The sequence below is a fragment of the Halorubrum sp. CGM5_25_10-8B genome (genome assembly GCF_005435095.1).
Classification (GTDB): Archaea; Halobacteriota; Halobacteria; order Halobacteriales; family Haloferacaceae; genus Halorubrum; species Halorubrum ezzemoulense.
The window spans coordinates 1-17,972 of sequence record NZ_SGTY01000022.1 but is presented as its reverse complement, the minus strand read 5'-3'; the positions used below and the strand labels follow the sequence as shown (position 1 = coordinate 17,972).

General features: G+C 71.1%; 20 protein-coding genes. 9 read left to right on the top strand and 11 right to left on the bottom strand.

Features of this window, described 5'->3' with window-relative positions:
- Positions 1-2 precede the first annotated feature (2 nt).
- A complete protein-coding gene (locus tag EXE51_RS15470; protein WP_094495329.1) occupies positions 3-356 on the bottom strand; it encodes a hypothetical protein in 354 nt (117 codons plus the stop codon).
- A gap of 112 nt (positions 357-468) precedes the next feature.
- Between EXE51_RS15470 and EXE51_RS15465 the strand changes: the two genes are divergently transcribed.
- The 4 genes from EXE51_RS15465 to EXE51_RS15450 all read left to right on the top strand — a co-directional run bounded on the left by EXE51_RS15465 (position 469) and on the right by EXE51_RS15450 (position 3,568).
- Entirely contained in the window at positions 469-981 is a 513-nt protein-coding gene (locus tag EXE51_RS15465; RefSeq protein WP_094520487.1) for a helix-turn-helix domain-containing protein, read from the top strand.
- A 124-nt stretch (positions 982-1,105) separates the two neighbouring features.
- On the top strand, positions 1,106-1,960 hold the full coding sequence (locus EXE51_RS15460; RefSeq protein ID WP_094593255.1) for a sulfite exporter TauE/SafE family protein: 855 nt from the start codon (positions 1,106-1,108) through the stop codon (positions 1,958-1,960).
- 117 nt (positions 1,961-2,077) lie between these two features.
- The gene (locus EXE51_RS15455) at positions 2,078-2,767 is read left to right on the top strand and encodes an SCO family protein (protein WP_137692990.1); all 690 of its coding nucleotides are present in this window, start codon (positions 2,078-2,080) and stop codon (positions 2,765-2,767) included.
- 96 nt (positions 2,768-2,863) lie between these two features.
- Entirely contained in the window at positions 2,864-3,568 is a 705-nt protein-coding gene (locus EXE51_RS15450; protein ID WP_094593253.1) for a DJ-1/PfpI family protein, read from the top strand.
- Here EXE51_RS15450 and EXE51_RS15445 read toward each other — a convergent pair.
- Positions 3,565-4,023 (bottom strand): universal stress protein, encoded by a 459-nt coding sequence (locus EXE51_RS15445; RefSeq protein WP_049932564.1) that lies wholly within the window; start codon positions 4,021-4,023, stop codon positions 3,565-3,567. The two genes, EXE51_RS15450 and EXE51_RS15445, sit on opposite strands and share 4 nt — an antisense overlap.
- Before the next feature lie 195 nt (positions 4,024-4,218).
- Here EXE51_RS15445 and EXE51_RS15440 point away from each other — a divergent pair, with 195 nt between their 5' ends.
- On the top strand, positions 4,219-4,860 hold the full coding sequence (locus tag EXE51_RS15440) for a ribonuclease HI family protein (RefSeq protein ID WP_086220363.1): 642 nt from the start codon (positions 4,219-4,221) through the stop codon (positions 4,858-4,860).
- A 22-nt stretch (positions 4,861-4,882) separates the two neighbouring features.
- Here EXE51_RS15440 and EXE51_RS15435 read toward each other — a convergent pair whose 3' ends face one another.
- From EXE51_RS15435 to EXE51_RS15425, 3 genes are read right to left on the bottom strand one after another with little or no spacing between them, the layout of a single operon-like run.
- Entirely contained in the window at positions 4,883-5,236 is a 354-nt protein-coding gene (locus tag EXE51_RS15435; RefSeq protein ID WP_137692989.1) for a hypothetical protein, read from the bottom strand.
- Positions 5,237-5,294: 58 nt separating this feature from the next.
- Positions 5,295-6,347, bottom strand: a complete 1,053-nt coding sequence (trmB, locus tag EXE51_RS15430) for an HTH-type sugar sensing transcriptional regulator TrmB (RefSeq protein ID WP_049932559.1) — start codon at positions 6,345-6,347, stop codon at positions 5,295-5,297.
- Positions 6,348-6,407: 60 nt separating this feature from the next.
- Positions 6,408-6,761, bottom strand: a complete 354-nt coding sequence (locus EXE51_RS15425) for a PAC2 family protein (protein ID WP_241990647.1) — start codon at positions 6,759-6,761, stop codon at positions 6,408-6,410.
- A 119-nt stretch (positions 6,762-6,880) separates the two neighbouring features.
- On the opposite strand from EXE51_RS15425, the gene EXE51_RS15420 reads away from it, so the two are divergent.
- The gene (locus tag EXE51_RS15420) at positions 6,881-7,939 is read left to right on the top strand and encodes a mechanosensitive ion channel family protein (RefSeq protein WP_049932556.1); all 1,059 of its coding nucleotides are present in this window, start codon (positions 6,881-6,883) and stop codon (positions 7,937-7,939) included.
- 44 nt (positions 7,940-7,983) lie between these two features.
- On the top strand, positions 7,984-9,651 hold the full coding sequence (locus EXE51_RS15415; RefSeq protein WP_089308776.1) for an MATE family efflux transporter: 1,668 nt from the start codon (positions 7,984-7,986) through the stop codon (positions 9,649-9,651).
- Positions 9,652-9,666: 15 nt separating this feature from the next.
- Here the strand turns inward: EXE51_RS15415 and EXE51_RS15410 are convergent, their stop codons facing one another.
- The 5 genes from EXE51_RS15410 to EXE51_RS15390 all read right to left on the bottom strand — a co-directional run bounded on the left by EXE51_RS15410 (position 9,667) and on the right by EXE51_RS15390 (position 14,748).
- Positions 9,667-9,894 (bottom strand): hypothetical protein, encoded by a 228-nt coding sequence (locus EXE51_RS15410; protein ID WP_049932552.1) that lies wholly within the window; start codon positions 9,892-9,894, stop codon positions 9,667-9,669.
- Between the two features lie 65 nt (positions 9,895-9,959).
- A complete protein-coding gene (locus EXE51_RS15405; RefSeq protein WP_137692988.1) occupies positions 9,960-11,162 on the bottom strand; it encodes a DUF418 domain-containing protein in 1,203 nt (400 codons plus the stop codon).
- 78 nt (positions 11,163-11,240) lie between these two features.
- Positions 11,241-12,305 (bottom strand): Gfo/Idh/MocA family protein, encoded by a 1,065-nt coding sequence (locus tag EXE51_RS15400; protein WP_137692987.1) that lies wholly within the window; start codon positions 12,303-12,305, stop codon positions 11,241-11,243.
- Positions 12,306-12,408: 103 nt separating this feature from the next.
- Positions 12,409-12,921 carry a hypothetical protein gene (locus EXE51_RS15395; RefSeq protein ID WP_094553336.1) on the bottom strand — a complete coding sequence of 171 codons (513 nt, stop codon included), beginning with the start codon at positions 12,919-12,921 and terminating at the stop codon, positions 12,409-12,411.
- A 72-nt stretch (positions 12,922-12,993) separates the two neighbouring features.
- On the bottom strand, positions 12,994-14,748 hold the full coding sequence (locus EXE51_RS15390; protein WP_137692986.1) for a thiamine pyrophosphate-binding protein: 1,755 nt from the start codon (positions 14,746-14,748) through the stop codon (positions 12,994-12,996).
- A gap of 206 nt (positions 14,749-14,954) precedes the next feature.
- On the opposite strand from EXE51_RS15390, the gene EXE51_RS15385 reads away from it, so the two are divergent.
- Positions 14,955-15,239 (top strand): hypothetical protein, encoded by a 285-nt coding sequence (locus EXE51_RS15385; protein WP_049932543.1) that lies wholly within the window; start codon positions 14,955-14,957, stop codon positions 15,237-15,239.
- Positions 15,239-15,793 carry an adenylate kinase gene (locus tag EXE51_RS15380; protein WP_049932541.1) on the top strand — a complete coding sequence of 185 codons (555 nt, stop codon included), beginning with the start codon at positions 15,239-15,241 and terminating at the stop codon, positions 15,791-15,793. The genes EXE51_RS15385 and EXE51_RS15380 overlap by 1 nt, the downstream gene beginning before the upstream one ends.
- A 51-nt stretch (positions 15,794-15,844) precedes the next feature.
- Here EXE51_RS15380 and EXE51_RS15375 read toward each other — a convergent pair whose 3' ends face one another.
- Positions 15,845-17,743: a DEAD/DEAH box helicase gene (locus EXE51_RS15375; RefSeq protein WP_049932539.1), complete on the bottom strand. Its 1,899-nt coding sequence runs from the start codon at positions 17,741-17,743 to the stop codon at positions 15,845-15,847.
- Between the last annotated feature and the right edge of the window lie 229 nt (positions 17,744-17,972).

Here is a 17,972-nt window from a genome sequence, read left to right as displayed (position 1 = left end):
ACTCACTTCGAGGCCGCGTCGTCACCGATCGCCCCGGGCGCGTGGGCGTACACCGCATAGAGGACGAGCGCGGCGATCAGGAAGTCGAGGCTGTGCGCGAGGAGGTGGTGGACCGGCATCGGCACGACCCCGAGGACGGTCCCGACGCCCACCACCGAGCGGGCCAAGAGCGCGCCGACGGCGAGGGAGATCAGTCGGTACTGCGCTCGGCGGCGGCGGCGGTACGCGGCGAGGCTGACGGCGAAGAGGAGGCTCGTCCCGAGTCCGGCGGCGACCACGACCGCCAGGATCGGGAGCGATCCCTCCACGGACCAGCCGGCGAGCGTCGGCACCTCTCCCGGGATCGACTGCGTCACGGGTCGCCCTTGGGAGGGGACGGATAAGAAGACGTTCCCGTTCGCCGTTCCCAGACGGGGGGACCGCACGAGCGCCTTTTATCCCAGAGGCGGGTAGTACGGACAGTCAGGAATGTCGGACACCAGAGCCCGGATCCGACGCCACGTCCGCGACACGCCCGGCGTCCACTTCAACCGGATCGGTCGCGACCTCGAGATCGCGACTGGGCAGGCGCAGTACCACCTCCGCCGGCTCGTCCGCGACGGCGAGCTCGCGGTCGAGCGGATCGGCGGGCGGGCACACTACTTCGACCCGACGGTCGACCCGTGGGACCGACGGACCCTCGCGTTCCTCCGGCGGGAGACGGCCCGCGAGATCGTCGTCCGCCTCCACGCCGCGGGACCGACGCGGCCGTCGGCGCTCGCGGACGACCTCGACCTCGCGCGGAGCACGGTGTCGTGGCACGTCTCGACGCTCGCCGACCACGGGATCGTCGAGAAGTCCCCCGACCGGCCGATGACAGTCTCGCTCGCCCGGCCGGACCGCACGGCCGCGCTCCTCGACGAGGTGTCGCCGTCGCTCCCCGACCGCATCGTCGACCGCTTCGTCCGCACCGTCGACTCGCTCTTCGACGCCGACGGGTGACGCCGCCGACCGGGTGGCGGCTCCCCCCGGGTGGCGGCTCCCCCCGGACCGACGCCGCGCGCGAACCGCTCCCGTTCGCCGATCGCACCAGATCGGTTAGCGGTCTCCGGCACCTCCGTCCGATATGGACCTCTCTAGCCTCGGCGCGCTCCGAGCGCTCGTCGCCACCGACGGCGGGGCGACGTGCGAGCCGACCGGCTCCCTGTACGCGACCGACTCGCTCGGCCTCGGCGTCTTCCTCCTCATCGGGCTGCTCGGCGGAGCCCACTGCCTCGGCATGTGCGGTCCGCTCGTCGGCACCTACGCCGACCGGATGCGGTCCGCGGAGGCCGGCGGACGCGACGGGCGGGACGACCTCACCGTGCGGCAGGTCCGGCAGCACGCGCTGTTCAACCTCGGCCGGACCGCGAGCTACGCGACGCTCGGCGGTCTCTTCGGCCTCGCCGGGAGCCTCGCGTTCGTCACGGGGCGGACGGTCACGACCCTCGCAGACGACGTCCACGCGCTCACCGGAATCGCGGTCGGCGGGGTGATCGTCGCCCTCGGCGCGCGCTACGCGCTCCGGCTGGAGTTCGAGTCGCTCCCGATACCGGGGTTCGACCGGGCGGCCGCGGCGGTGAGCGACCGGATCGTCGCCCGCGTCGACGCGTGGGTCGGCGACTGGCGCATCCTCGGGCTGGGGGCGGCACACGGGTTCCTGCCGTGCCCGCTGCTGTACCCGGCGTTCCTGTACGCGTTCGTTCAGGGGAGCGCGCTCGGCGGCGCCGTCTCGCTGGGCGTCCTCGGCCTCGGGACGGTTCCGGCGCTCCTGTTGTTCGGGACGGCCTTCCAGTCGATGCGCCTCGAGACCCGGCTCCGGTTCCACCGCGTCCTCGGCGTCGCGTTCGTCGCGCTCGGCTACCTCCCGCTCCAGCACGGGCTCGCGACGCTCGGCGTCCCGCTGCCGCATCCGCCGATTCCGTACTACACGCCGTTTTGAGGGATCGACGGCGCCCCGGGAGCCCGCGCACCCAATATCCCAATTTCCACCCGCAGCGGCCGCTCGTTCGGCGATCGCACCAGACGCGTTATGCGCCGCTCGGCCCTTCACACGGGTATGAATCGCCGCACGCTGCTCGCTGGGGCCGGAACGGTCGCGTCCGGCTCCCTCGCGGGCTGTACATCGCGTCTGTTCGGCGGGACGCCGGACGGCGTCATGCTCGACCCGCAGGAAGACCAGATCGCGGACAGCGAGGACCTCGCGTACCCCGCGTACGGCCAGCCGCTGCCGTCGTTCGAGCTGTCGGCCCCGCTCGCGGAGAAGACGTTCGACAGCGACGCGCTCGACCGGACCGCGCTCGTGACGGGCGTGTTCACCTTCTGCCCCGCGGAGTGTTCGATCCTGCTCCGACAGTGGGCTCGGATTCAGGGCCGCGTCGCGGACGCGGGGCTGACGGAGGACGTGTACTTCCTCCCGATCACGTTCGATCCCGAGCGCGACGACGCGGCCGCGCTCCGAGAGAACGCCGCGTCGGTCGGCGCCGACCTCGACGCGGGCAACTGGCTGTACCTCCGGCCCGAGACGCCGGCCCGCGCGAAGACGGTGGTCGAGGACCGACTGGGGATCGCCTTCGAGCGGACAACCGAGAGCGAGCGTCTCCCCGGGTACGACTTCACGCACATGGTGGTGACGTTCCTCGTCAACCCCGACGGGATCGTCGAGCGCGCCTACCGCGGCGAGCGGGTCGACCGGGACCGCGTCGTCGCGGACATCGAGCGGGTCGCGTCGGCGTTCGCCGACGAGTGACGCGGCGACCGGGGCTGACGGCTCGGCGCTGCGGGTCACCGGGAGTCGCCCGATCGGAGGGGAACGCACAAGCCCGCGCCGCTCGTTCGGCCCGGCATGAACGTCGATATTCTGGTGTACGACGGGTTCGACGAACTGGACGGTATCGGCCCGTACGAGGTGTTCGACTACGCGCTCGGCTACGCCGCCGAGGAGGACGACGGGACGACAGGGGACGACGGGGCAATAGGGGACGACGGGGCGTCAGGAGACGACGGCGGCCGCGTCCGATACGTGTCGCTCGACGAGCGCGAGACGGTGACCGCGAGCCACGGGACCCGCGTCGGCGTGGACGGAACGCTCCCCGGCCCGGGAGGAGAGGACGCCCCGGACCTGCTGGTCGTGCCCGGGGGCGGGTGGAACGCGCGCAACCAGGAGGCGAGCGCGTGGGCCGAGGCGCAGAAGGGCGACGTGCCGCGCGCGCTCGCCGCGCACCACGCGGCGGACACCCGGATCGCCTCGGTGTGTACCGGGTCGATGCTGCTCGCGGAGGCGGGCGTCACCGACGGCCGCCGGGCCGTCACGCACGCCTCCGCCGTCGAGGAGCTCCGGGAGTCGGGCGCGGAGGTCGTCGACGCGCGGGTCGTCGACGACGGCGACGTGCTCAGCGCGGGCGGGGTCACCTCCGGGATCGATCTGGCGCTGTACGTCGTCGAGCGCGAGTTCGGCGAGTCGGTCGCCGACCGGGCGGCGACCGTCATCGAGTACGAGCGGCGGTACGAGGTCGCGACGCGGGACGGGTCGCGGCGCGGGGAGAACTAGTCGTCCGGGAGCGGCGCGGCGTCGTCGTCGGCGTCGTTCGTCGTGGTCTCTCCGTCCGCGTCCACGGTGATCACGGTACAGTCGAGTTGGCTGCGGAGGAACGAGTCGATGTCGGGGTCGGAGAGCAACTTCTGGACCATCCGGCGCCACCGCCCCGCCTGTTTCGACCCGATGACGACCACGTCGGCCCCCTCGGCGACGATCTCTTCGAGGATCGTCTCCTCGACGAGGAAGCCCCGACGGACGACGTACCGCGCCCGGTCGATCCGGCCGATCCGCTCCTCGGCGGCGCGCTTGAGGTCGCTGCGCGAGACGCCCCCCGAGCGCTGGTATAAGTCGACGTGGAGGACCGTGAGGTCGGCGTCGCGCTCCGCGGCGACGCGGGCCGCCTCGCGGAGCGTCGCCGCCGAGTGCGACGAGGGAGGGAATCGAACCGGGACGACGACGAGCGTCATGTCGGGTCGGAGGGGTTGGGGGCGTAAATACGCTGTCGGTGTGGCCCTCGCTCTCGGTCGGTCGCGGTCGTCACTCTCACTCAGTCCTGACCGCCGATCGGCGGCGGCTCGGCTCACCGCGCTCACCGCCAGCGCATTTTTCCCTGCGCTCTCGAATGAACCGTTGTGGACCGCAGTTCGGCCGCGTGAGACATCATGGACCGACTTCCCACGGACCGGCTCTCGCCGCTGGCGAGCCGCGTCGACGACGTCCTCGCCCTGTACGGCTACGAGATACGACCGGCGATCGACGCCATCGACGACGCGGTGACCGGCTACGGCGGGCTGTTCGGCCCGACGACGACCGACGCCGAGATCCGGACCGCGGTCGAGTCGGTCCTCGCCGCCGACCCGCCGCGATCGGGCGACGACCGCGGCGAGTCCGCCGACGACATCGTTCTCTACGTCGACGGGAGCTCGCGCGGAAACCCCGGACCGGCCGGCGCGGGGGCCGTGCTGCTGGTCGGCGATGACCCCCTCGTTCGGCTGGGCCGACCCGTCGGGGCTCGCGCCGAGAACAACACCGCGGAGTACGCGGCGCTCCACCTCGGACTGGAGGCGCTGGCCGCGCGCTGCGACCCTGCGGCCGTCGAGGTCCGGATCGACTCGCGGACCGTCATCGACGACATCTGGGGCAGCGGTGACGGGATCGCGTCGGCCGCACCGTACCGGCCGGCCATCCGGGACCGCATCGCCGCGCTACCCGCCTGCGAGTGGACGCATCTGGCCGACAGCGACCCGAACCCGGCCGACGCCCGCGCGGCGGTCGGAGCCGATATCGCGGCGCTCGGTCCGTAGCGGAGGGGAAGCGGCTGCGGTGTTACGACCGGTCCCCGTCGTCTCGCGGCGAGACGGCTTCGACCGCTCCCGTTGGCGGTTCGAGCCGGACGGTGTGGCGCGTGTGGCGCGCGTGCGTCTCCGCCCAGCGCCGCGCCGGACGCTCCGCGAGGAAGCGCTCCCCGTCCGGGCAGCGGTCGCACCGGGCGACCCACGGGGTCACGCCGTCCGGGTAGTGGCCGGTGTGGCGCTCGTGGTCGAGCGCGAACTGCTCGATCGCGTGGCTCCCGGGGTCGAGGTCGTCGAACTCGCGGTCGAGCACCCACTCCCGGTCGCACCGCTCGCACGCGACGGTCGGTGCGTCTCGCTTGTCGTCGGGACGCGCGTCGTCGGTCACGGGTCCGCTTCGGTCCGCCCGCACTTGAACGGCGACGCCGGGACGACCCGAGCGCACCTCACAGCGCTGGCGGCTCGCCGCGGCCGATCACGATCTCCTGGCCCTCCACGTCCTCCAAGGCGGCGACGCGGCCGCCGATCTCGACGCGGCCGTTCTCGGTCTCGACGACCAGCGACGCCACCTCCTCCGTGTCGACGAACGCGACGTCGACGACCTTCCCGCGGACAGTGACCTCCTCGCCGGTCTCGATGTCGCGGCCCTCGACGGTCGCGTAGAACTCCTCGTCGCCGAACTCGCGGACGTCCTTCACGGCCCGACGGATGGAGGCGTAGCGGCGCGGGAAGGGCCGGTCCTCGCCGTCGGCGGCGAGCGATTCCGCGGTCGTCCACAGGACGGTGCCGAAGAAGCCGGAGACGAGGAAGCCGAGCGCGGAGCGGTTGAAGATGACACCGTAGCGCTCGCGGTCGTCGCGCAGCGCGTCCTGCGTTGCGTACACGGAGTACTCGCCGTCGCCGACCGCGAGGACCGGCGTGGTGATCCCGCGGCGCGCGCGGGCGATCGTCGCGACCTCCAAGTAGTCGAACTCCGTCGGGTCGGGCGCGTTCGACGCCGGCGTGACGAGCAGTTCGACGGTGACGCCCTCGGCGACCTTCGCGGCGAGTTCGTCCCGGAACCGCCGCAGGAGGCCGGGGGTGAGCGACAGCGCGAGCTCGTACTCCGCGTTCGCGATCACCTCTTCGAGGTACCGGAGGATCGTCGAGCGCGACTTGACAAGCGACACCGCCTCCGTCTCCCGCGTCGGCGCGGTGTACCGCGCCTCCAGTTCGTCGACCATCTCCGTGAACGACGACCGCAGATCGCCGAAGGCGTCCTCGGGGTCGACGGCGACGATCTTCATCGGCCGCGACTCGCGGAGCTCGACGAGCCCGCGGTCCGAGAGGCTCCGGACCGTGTCATACACCCGCGGCTGCGGGATCTCGGTCCGGTCGGCGATGTCGCTCGCCGTCAGTTCGCCGTGTTCCAACACCGCGAGGTACGCGTCAATCTCGTACTCGCCGAGGTTGAATCGGTCCCCCACGCGGTCGAGCGTGTCCCGGAGATCGTCAGTCATGTACCGAAGAACGGGACCGGGGATTATAGCTTTTTACTATGAGACGAGTTGTACGCGTTTTCAGAGCCCGGTCCTCACGGTCGGGACAGATGGGGTCCACATGTCCGTGCGGTCGTGGTCCCCTCCGGCTCCCGCTCCTCGATCCGCTCGGCGACGAGGACGGTGCCGTCGCGGTCCGAGTCGGTGTACAGCCGGAGCGGGTGGCGCGGCGTCCCCTTTCGTAAACGACGTGATCGACGGGGCGCCGTCGATCCGGACGCGCCCCGTCTCCTCGAGATCGAGGTCGTCGACCAAGTAGTGGACGGCGGTCAGGCCGGCGAGCCCGAACGGGGGGAAGCCGGCGAGCAGCGCGTCTCCCGGCTTGGTGTCGTGTTCGACGCCGAACCTCGTTGGGTCCGCAGGCGGTTGGCCCATACCGCCCGTTCGCTCAGCGGAGTCACAGTGGTTGCCCCGTCTCTCGTTCGAAGCGACTCGTTCGCCGCCGGTCGTGCGCGTGGAGAAACGCTTTTTCCGATGGCCGACAGCGGGTTCCCATGGTCTTCCCGGGGGGAACGCCGATCGCGGGGGCCGTCTCGCGGCTCGCCGATATCGGCTCTCGGCTCGCGGACCTGCCGGGAACGGGCGTGTTGACCGTCCTCGCGTCACTGGCGGTCGGCGTCGTCCTCGCGAACTTCCTCGTCCGGCTGATCGGTCGCCCCGTCGCCCGCCGCGTGTCGCGACAGAGCGTCGCGCAGACGATCGTCCGCGGGGTCCGGGTCGGCACGATCGCCGCCTCGGTGCTGGTCGGCCTGGGCGCCGTCGGCTTCCGGTTCGCGGACCTCCTCCTCGGGACCGCAGTGTTCTCGGCCGTCATCGGTATCGTCCTCGCGCCGCTCGTCGGGAACTTCATCAACGGCGTGTTCATCCTCGCGGACCAGCCGTTCGAGATCGGCGACATGATCGAGTTAGAGGACGGGACGACCGGGTTCGTCGAGGACATCACGATCCGCTACACGAAGATATTCACTCTGGATAACACCTTCCTCGTCGTGCCGAACGGGACGATGCGCGAGCGCGACGTGACGAACTTCTCGGCCGAGGACGAGCGGACCCGGCGCTCGATCGACGTGCTCGTCACCTACGAGAGCGACATCCCCGAGGCCCGGCGGCTCATCGAGCGCGCGGCGCGCGACTCCGAGGCCGTCGTCGACGGCGGCCCCGACATCCGGATCGGCGTGGCGCGGTACATGGCGGGCCCCGACTGCCGCCTCCACGAGTTCGCCGACGACGGGGTCCTCCTCCGGCTGCGGTACTGGGTGAAGAAGCCGTACAAGCTCGCGAAGGTCCAGTCGGACGTGAACACCGAGATCCGCGAGCGCCTCGCCGACGCGGACGTCGAGATGGCGTACCCGCACCGCCACCTCGTCTTCGACGACACCTCCGGCGTCGCCCGCGTCGACGCCGCCACCGAGACGTCCGGTGCCGACGGAGTACACGGCGCCGCCGATCCGACCCCGGGCGACGGAGCAGGCGCCACGGAGACGACCGAGGGCGGGCCTTCGGACGCGGACAATCCCGCCGGATCCATAGACGGTAGCGACGGGCGCCGGTGACCGGATCGGAAGCCTGATAGAGCGCGCCCGGCTTTTCAACCGCAGTGAGCGACGAGCCCGCTGCCGACCCCTCCGACCCGTCGGATTCCTCCGAGCCGCCGGACCCCTCCGGTGGACCGAGCGGCGATACCATGGGCGGCGACGACGGCCGCGACGGGGACGACGACCCCGAAGCTGCGTCCGACGCCCCCGAGCCCGCGCCCGACGACCCAGTCGGCGAGGAGTCGATCACCGAGGGGAGCCTCCTCCGACCGCTGTTCCGCCTGGCGTGGCCGATCGTCGTCATCCAGCTGCTCCAGGTGACGTACAACATCGTCGACACCCTGTACCTCGGCCGGCTCTCGGCGGAGGCCGTCGGCGCGATCAGCCTCGCGTTCCCGCTGATCTTCCTCCTGATCGCGGTCGCCGGCGGGTTCACGACGGCGGGCGCGATCCTCGTCGCGCAGTACACCGGCGCCGACGGCGAGGGCTCCGCCGGGCTCGTGGCGGGACAGACGATCTTCACCGTCTCCGTGCTGTCCGTGCTCATCGGGATCGGGGGCTACTTCTACACGCGCCCGGCCCTCGAGATCCTGCCGAGCGACGCGGAGACCGCGGCGACCGTGATCCCGCTCGCGGCAGACTACATGGAGGTGATCTTCGCCGGGATCCCCCTGATGTTCGGGTTCTTCGTCTTCTCGGCGCTGATGCGCGGCTACGGCGACACGCGGACGCCGATGGCCGTCATGTTCATTTCCGTCCTCCTGAACGTCCTCTTGGACCCGTTCTTCATCTTCGGGTTCGAGGGGAACCCGCTGTTCGAGTGGCTCGCCGCGGTTCCCGGCCTCGCGGCGCTCGACCCGGTCGCGCTGGAGGCGACGCTGCTCTCGGCGACGGGAGTCACCGGGATCGGCATCCAGGGCGCCGCGCTCGCGACGATCCTCTCGCGGGGCGTCGCGACCGCCATCGGCCTCTGGATACTGTTCGGCACCGGGTACGGCCCCGACGTGACGCTCGGGCACCTCGCGCCCGACCTCGATTTTATCCGGGACATCTTCCGGCTCGGGCTCCCCTCCAGCGTCGAGCAGACGACGAGCGCGCTCGCGATGATCACGCTCACCGCGATGATCGTCACGTTCTCGCCGCCGGTCGTCGCCGCATACGGGCTCGGCAACCGGCTCATCTCGCTCGTCTTCCTGCCCGCGATGGGGCTCGGCCGCGCTATCGACACGATGGTCGGGCAGAACCTCGGCGCGAACCGCGCCGACCGCGCCGGCAGGGCTGTGAAGTTCGCGGCCACGACCGGCGCGGGCGTGATGTTCCTCGTCGCGGTCGTCGCCGTGACGTTCACCGAACCGATCGTCGGCGCGTTCCTCGGCGACGTGCCGGACGCGCCCGCGACGATCGGCTACGCGGTGGAGTACGTCCGGATCCGGTCGGTCGAGTTCGCCTTCATCGGCGTCTCGCAGGTGATCTTAGGCGCGTTCCGCGGCGCGGGCAACACGAAGACCGCGATGGTCATCTCGATCCTCACCCTCTGGGTGGGCCGGGTCGCGAGCGTCGGGTACCTCGTGTTCGTCGCCGGGTGGGGCGAGACCGGAGTCTGGGTCGGTATGGCACTCGGAAACGTCCTCGGCGCCGTCATCGGCGTCGCGTGGTTCTCGCGCGGCACGTGGACCGAGCGGTACATCGACGAGCCCGAGCCCGGCGTCGACCCGGTGGGAGACGACTGACGAGCCCCCGGTCGCTCAGTGTCGGAAGAGGTACACCGCGTCGTCGGAACGCAGTAGGCAGAACCGCGCGCCGTCGTTCTCGGGGAACGTCGTCCCGGACTGTCGCGTGACGAAGAGCCGCGAAAAGGCGTCGTCGCACACCGGGCACGCCATCCCTTCCCTGTTCTCCCAGAGGCTCGTTCGGCCCGAGTCGCGGAGCTGTTTCAGTTCGTGACGGTGGTCGTGAACGTCGAACTCGCTCATGTGCGGGAGTCCGACCGGGGACTGTTGAACGTGTCCTCGCGAGTCTCAGTTCGGAGAACGCGGGGTCAGTCTTTCAGCCGCAACGGCTGTGCCTCCCCGTAGGTGAGCGTCCGCCACACCCACTCGACGGGACCGAACCGGAAGTACCGGAGCCAGATCACGGACAGCGGGACTTGGACCGCCCAGATCGCGACGACGATCCCCATTGCCTCGACGCGGCTGACGGAGCCGAACAGCCCGAGACCGTGACCGTAGAACACCGTCGTCGCGATCACCGTCTGGAGCAGGTAGTTGGTGAACGCGGTGCGGCCGACCGCGGCGAGCGCGCGGGCCACGAGCCCCTCACCGCGCCACCGGACGAACAGCGTGACGAGGCCGACGTACCCGCCAGCGACGAGCAGACTCCCGACGTAGTTGAACTGCCGCCAGTACAGTGCGGCGCCGGCGCTCCAGTCGTTCGCCTCGATATACGCGACGCCGGCGACGACGATTCCGACGCCGACGACGCCGCCCGCGACGAGCCGGCGGTAGAACGCGGTCGAGCGCTCGCCGGTCAACACGCCGCGCCTGTACAGTGCCATGCCGAGCAGCATGACGCCGCCCACGCGCCAGAAGCTCGACCCGATGAACCCGGACGTCTGTCGCTGGAACGACGAGGAGACGCGGTGGCTCATCTGGTCGAGCCAGCCGCCGCGGTAGGCGGCCACCTGGTCTCGGACCGCGGCCTCCGCGGGCAGCCACTGGCCGGCGATCGCCTCGCCGCCGATCGAGGTCGCGGCGAACAGCTCGATCGCGGGGACGAAGAGCAGGAATATCCCGGCGAGCCCGCCGAGCCGACGCGCGTCGAGGTCGCGGACGAAGAGGAGGAACAGCCCGAGCAGCCCGTACGTGACGAGGATGTCCCCGTACCACAGCAGGTACGCGTGAAGGAGGCCGATCGCGATCAGCACCACGGTCCGGCGGAGGTGGAGGCGGACGGCGTCTTGGCCCTTCTCCTCTTTGCTCTCGATGAACAGCAGGACGCCGGCGCCGAACAGCGCCGAGAAGACGGTGATGAACTTCGACTGCGCGAACACGTGGCCGACGAACCAGGTCCAGTAGTTGAGCCCGGTGAAGTCGCCGTACACGGTGGGGTTGAGCAGGGTCTGCTCCGGCATCGAGAAGACGCGGATGTTGATGACGAGGATGCCGAGCAGCGCGAAGCCGCGGAGCGCGTCGAGGCTGGTGATCCGTTCGGAGGGCGGCGTGGGGCCGGGATCGCTGGTCACGAGTTGTCCGCGGTGACGGTCCCCAGCACCGAATAGGTTCCCATCGCGGCTCCCGGGTCGGCCTGCTCGGTCGGCGGCTCAGTCCAGCCGCACCGCCGCGCCGGTCTCCGCGGAGCGGTAGATCGCGTCGATGACGCGCTGGACGCGTAACCCCTCCTCGACGGTGTTTATCGACGGCGCCTCGCCGTCGGCGGCCGCTTCGAGGAACGTCGCCTGCTCGGCGGCGTGCGCGTCGCCGTCGCGCGTCTCCACGCTCGCGTCCGTGAGGTGGTGGCCGCCGCCGACGCCCGCCTCGTGGACCGTGAGGTCGCCGCTACCGCGGTCGAGCGTCGCGCCCGCCTCGGTGCCCCGGACGACGAACTCGTCGGTCGCCGGCCGGTTCGTCGCCCACGCGACCTCCAGCGAGACGGTGCTCCCGTCGGCGCCGCGGATGAACGCGGACGCGGAGTCGTCGACGTCGAACCCCTCCGGCCCCGCGTCGTCGCCCCACATGTGGACGTACGCGTAGTCGTCGCGACCGCCGAACTCCGAGCGCGTGTCCCCGGACACCTCGACGACCTCGGGGTGATCGAGGAGGTAGAGCGCCAAGTCGATCGCGTGGACGCCGATATCGATGAGCGCGCCGCCGCCGGCGACGTCCGCCGACGTGAACCACGAGCCCCGGCCGGGGACGCCGCGCCGCCGGACGTAGTTCGCCTCGACGTGGGTGGTCTCGCCGAACCTCCCCTCGTCTTGGTAGTGTTTGATCACCTGAACCGGCTCCGCGAACCGGTTGTTGAACCCGACCATACAGAACCCGTCGGCGTCGCTGGCGGTGTCGGCGATCCGCTCGGCGCTGTCGAGCGTGTGCGCCAGCGGCTTCTCCAAGAGCACGTCGAGGTCGGCCGAAAGCGCCGAGGTCGCGTACGCTTCGTGGAAGCGGTTCGGGGTGGTGACCAGCACGGCGTCGCAGTCCTCGTAGAGGTCCGTCTCGTCCTCGTAGGCGGGGACGCCGAACTCCTCGTGGAACCGTGCCCGCGCGTCGGCATCGACGTCCATCCCGCCGACGAGGTTCGCGCCGCGCTCGGTCAGCTTCGTCGCGTGGTGGGACCCGATGCCGCCGAGGCCGACGATGCCGACGGCGACGTCGTTCGGATGCGTCATGGGCGGGCTTCACCACGGGTGTTGTTAAGGCTCCCGTCCCGCGGGACGCGCCGGAACCCGACCGCGCGTGGGGACGGCCGTCACGACCCCGCTGGCGGTCGGCTCACGCGATCGGGACGCCGACGGCGACGGCGATCGCGCCGTCGACCGCTACCGCCGCGGCGTCGGCTACCACTGTCACGCCGTCGATCGCGCCGGGCGCCATCGAGTCGACGAAGTCGAAGAGGTCGCCGAGCGAGCCGGCGTTCTCGGCGAGGCTCTCGCGCGCGTCGAGGAGCCCCCGGAACCGCTCCGGTTCGCGGGCGATCACGAACCGGCCGACCCCGGCGCCGGTGCCGAGGAAGGCGAGGAGGGCGAGCGCCCGCGAGATGGTGAGCAGTTTCAACAGGACCGGGAGCGCCAGCGCGAGCGCCAGCGCGGCGACGACGCCCGTGACGACCTCGCCGAACGACCCGCCGTCGGCGAGGTCGACGACGCCCGCGCCGGAGAGGATGACGAACCCTCCGACGCCGAGAGCCAACGTCCCCCACATGAACGCCGCCAGCAGGCGGACGGGACCGTTGTACCCACTCCCGGCGTCGTCCGGGACGTCGTCGTGAACCCACGGGTTGCGCATACGGGAAATTCAGACCCGACGAGTATATAGATCGCTTCAGATCTCGGAAACGCTCGGCGTGAAACGGACCGGTTAGGACCGGGGGTGGGGGCCGGTCATCCACTCGCTCGCCTGCGGTTCGTCCGGATCGGTGACGACCTCGACGAGGGCCGGGCCGTCGCGGTCGCGGGCGCGCTCGACGGCGTCGCCGACCGCGCCGCGCGCATGGACGCGCTCCGCGGGCAGGCCCATCCCCGACGCGACCGCGACGAGGTCGAGTCCGGTCTCCGCCCACCCGTAGCTCTGGTCCGGGAAGTCGTACGACCGCGACGCCTCCTCGCTGATGATCGCGTAGTCGTCGTTGTTGAGCGCGACGACGGTGACGTCGATCCCCTCGCTCGCCAGCGTGTGGAGCTCGTGGACGCACATCATGAGCCCGCCGTCGCCGGTGAGCGCGACCACGTCGCGGTCCGGGTTCGCCAGCTTGGCGCCGAGCGCCGACGGGAGCCCGGTACCCATCGTCGCCCACGAACCGGGGTTGACGTACGACCGCGGCCCCGCAGCGGGGAACGAGACGAGCGTCCACAGCCGGAACCCGCCCGCGTCGGCGGCGACGACCGCGTCCGCCGGGACCGCGTCGCGAACCGCCGAGAGGGCCTCGACGGAGCGGAGCGGGCGCTCCTCGCGGTCGTCGGCCGTCGACTTCCCCGAACCGTCGGCGCTCTGCTCGGACAACGCCGCGAAGCGCTCGCGGTCGGCCGCGCGGACCGACTCGGCGCGCTCGGCGCCGTCGGCGCCGCGGGGCGCCACCCCCTCGTCGTCGAGGCGGTCGGTGAGCGCCCGGAGGAAGCGGTCCGCGTCAGCGACGACGCCGAGGTCCGCTTCGTAGCCGAACCCGACATCGTCCCCGTCGAGCGTGACGTGGATCAGCGTCTCGGGCATCGCGACGGACCACGATGCGGTCGCGACCGCGTCGAGGTCTGAGCCGACGACAAGGCCGACGTCGGCGTCCGCGAGGAGTCCCCGGAGCTCCGCGCTGGCCCCGCCGCAGAGCACGCCCGCCGACAGCTGGTGCGTCTCGGGGAGCGTCCCCTTCCCCTTGTACGTCGTCACGACCGGCGCGCCGAGCCCCTCGGCGACCGACCGGAGGGCGTCGCTCGCGTCCGCGCGCCTGACACCGCCGCCGGCGAGCACGACGGGTGCTGTGGCATCGCCGAGCAGGTCTGCGGCCTCGCGCACCGCCGCCGCGGGCGGTGCCGGCGGCGGTGACGGCTCGCGCTCGCCGACCGCGGGCTGCGGGGTCCGACCGGCGAGGAAGTCCTTCGGGATCCCCACGCGGACCGGTCCCTGCGGGTGTTCGCGGGCGGTCCGGATCGCCTCGACGACGGCGGGGACCGCGCCCGCGGGCGAGTCGACAAGGACGTTCTCCTTGACGACGGTGTCGTACGTCTCCGGCGGCGTCTCGTGGATGCCGTCGCCGCCGCGGACCGACCGTTCCGTCTCGACGGCGAGGTGGAGCAGGGGGACGCAGTCGTTCAGGGCGTTCTTCAGCCCGTTCATCGCGTTCGTGTCGCCCGGGCCGGGGACGACGCAGGTGGCTGCCATCGCGCCGGGCTCGCTCGTCTCGGCGTACCCCCACGCTTGGTGCGGGACGGCGGTCTCGTGGCGGGCGACGACGAACCGCGCGTCGCGATCGGCGAGCGCCCGGTTCAGCGGGAGGGTCTGCTTGCCGGGGATCCCGAAGACGGTGTCGACGCCGCGGTCGAGCATCGCGTCGACGACCGCCTCGGCGACGGTCGGTGGGTCGTCGTGCCTATCGGCGGCGGGCGAGGGCTCGTCAGCGTCCATGTCGCGAAGTCGGCGGAGCGTATGTTGAAAGCTTCGTCCGCCGCCGGGCCCGCGGGCGAGCGCGGGACGCGACGCGGCGGGGAGGGGAACGCATCGGAGGGGCGGCGACACTCCGCGTCACAACGGAACGAGGGGGTAACCCGCGACTTCGGTCGCGGGGCACTGACATGTACACTTATGCTAGCGTGTGCTGTCATGTGTCATGTATGCGCTTACCAGAGACTCGTGACCTGTTCGCGAGGAAACTACAGTTTCCGGCGCCCCGAAGCGAGGTGCTGGAGACGGTCGGTGACACGGAGTTGTCGCCGCCCGACGGAGAGTCCACGACGATCCGGGCGGTCATCGACCGGTCGGAGGTCGAGACGTTCGACTCGGCCGACGACCTCTACGACACGCTGATGATGCTCGTCGGCGCGCAGTTCATCGGCCGCCGGTACTACGACGACCGCGGCGGGATGCCGGGCGACGAGGAGAACGAGGTGAGCTTCTGATGTCAGTCACGATCGTGTCGGGAGTCAACGGCGTCGGCCTTTCCAGCGTCTGTCAGGCGGTCAGGCGCGGACTCGGAGATGGGTACAAGCTGATCAACTTCGGCGACGTGATGCTCGAACAGGCGGCGGCGATGGGGCTCGCGACCGAGCGGGCCAAGCTCGGCACGCTCTCACAGCCCGAGACGCGGCGGCTCCAGCGCCGCGCAGGCGAGTTCGTCGCCGAGGAAGCGGAGACGACGAACGTGATCCTCTCGACGCACCTCGCGGTCGAGACGCTGACCGGCTACGTCCAAGGGCTTCCAGTCGAAGTGCTCGAAGACGTCTCGCCTGACGCGTTCGTCCTCGTGGAGGCGGAACCGGCGACGATCCTCGAACGCAGGCGGGCGAGCGACCGCGACCTCGACGGGGTCACCGAACGCCAGATCGACTTCGAGCAGGACCTCAACCGGTCCGCGGCGCTCCAGTACGCGCGCGACCAGAACGCGCCCGTCCGGTTCGTCGAGAACGAGGGGGAGATCGAGGGGGCGGCCGAGCGCTTAGCTGACGCGCTCTGAGCGAGCGGCGCGATTCGGCACGCGTCCGGTCCGGCGGCGTCGGGCCGCGGACTACTCCGCGACGTTCGTCTCGCGGACGCGGACGCCCTTCCGCCCGAGGTGCCGCATCTGTCGCTGGGCGAACTCCTCCTCGCTCGACCCGCGCGTCGCGAGGACGTAGACCAACGCGGAGCCGGTCGGCCGCATCGTCCGTCCCGCCCGCTGTGAGCCCTGTCGTCGAGAGCCGCCGAGCCCGCTCGCGACGACGGCGAGTTCGGCGTTCGGGAGGTCGATCCCCTCGTCGCCCACCCGCGAGACGACGAGGACGTCGAGGTCGTCGTCGGCCGCCCCGCCGCCCGAACCCTCCGCTTCGCCGTCCGCCCGGAACCGGCGGAACAGCTCCGCGCGCTCGTGGTGCGGCGTCTCGCCGCTGATGAAGGGGACGCCGAGCGCGTCGGCGATCGCGGCGCCCTGGTCGAGGTACTCGACGAAGACGAGCGTCTTCTTGTCGCGGTGGGCCGCGAGCAGGTACCGGATCTCCTCGACCTTCGCGGGGTTCTCGGCCGCGAGCCGTCTGCGGTCCCGGCCGTCCGCGGCGGCGTACTCGTTGCGCGCCGTCTCGTCGCGCCACGGGACGTAGCGGATCTCGACCTCGGGCTCCTGAACGAAGCCGGCCTCGAACAGCGCGTCCCAGTCCGCCCCGATGGGCTGGCCGATGAGGGTGTAGATCTCTTCCTCGCTGCCAGTCTCGCTGACGGGCGTCGCCGAGAGTCCGAGCCGGTGTTTGCTCTGGAGCTCGGCGGTCCGCGAGTACACCGGGGCGGTGACGTGATGGCATTCGTCGAAGCAGATCAGCCCCCATTCGCGGGAGTCGAAGAGGCTCCGGTGGCGGTCCATCCCGGCGATCTGGTAGGTCGCGATCGTGACGGGGCGGATCTCCTTGGTCCCCCCGTGGTAGAGTCCGATGTCGGCGGGGTCGACCGTGGAGTGCTCCAGCAGCTCCTCGCGCCACTGGTCGGCGAGCTCGCGTGAGGGGACCAAAATCAGCGTTTCGCCGCCGACCGCGGCGATCGTCGCGATCCCGGCGACGGTCTTGCCGGAGCCCGGCGGCCCGACGTACACGCCGGACTTGCGGTCGAGGAACGTCTCGACCCACGTCTCCTGGTAATCGCGGAGGTCGGTCGCGAGGTCGATCTCGACCGGGTCGCCGGTCTCGAGGTCGCGGTCGTCCTCGACCGGGTAGCCGGCGTCGTAGAGCGTGCGCTTGACCGCGGCGACCGCCGCCTCGTTCACCCACGCCTCGGTGTCCGAGATTGGCGCGCGGAGGTGGTCGTCGTCGAGGTGCTGGTCGGCGACGTTCCCCATCAGGTTCTCGGAGGCGGCCTCGAGGACGACGTACCCGTCCGCGTGGGTGTACAGCCGGAAGCGGTGCGCCCGACGCCACTGGTCGCGCACCCACGCTTCGAGGTGTTCGTACCGCCGCGGCAGCACCGACCGGAGCGCGCCCACGAGCGCGTCGGCGTCGTCGAACGGTGCTGCCCACACGTCCTCCTGGCGGATCCGATAGAGATACCCGCGGGTTCCGGGCTCGGTGCCGGTGGTGTCGACGAGGTTCGCGAACTGCGAGAGCCGCGCGCGGGTGTACTGCGTGGGGCGGTCGACGACGATCTCGCGGCGCTTCGGGAAGGTCACGACGCGCTCGCGGCTCGCCAACGCGCCCCAGTCGCGGGGGTAGAATACGACGGGGTCGGCCTCGACGTCGAGTCGGTCCACGTCGCCGCGGTCAACGAGCGCAGCGAGCGCGTCGCGCGCTGCCGCCTGCGACGTTCCGAGCCGGCGGGCGACCTCGCTCGCCGTTGCGACCGGTCGCTCCTCGGCCTCGAGCGCCTCGTGGAAGCGATCTAAGGAGAGGTCTTCAGCGTCGTCCTCGCTGGAATCGTCGCCGGCGTCGTCGCCGGTGTCGTCGGTCATCACCGCCGCTTCGGTCGCGACGCGGAAATGGATAGCGTCAGCGGACGAGACGGAACGGAGGTCTTACACATGTCGTACGGGGTTGCTCTCTGAGGAGCGACCGACAACATCTCCAAAGCCCCAGTCGTGCGGCCGCAGTACGCTTCGTTGCGCTCCTCGCTCGCGTCGCCCGCCGCGGTGCTAACGTCGCCTACTGCGGCCGCACGACTGGGGCTTTGGAGATGTTGTC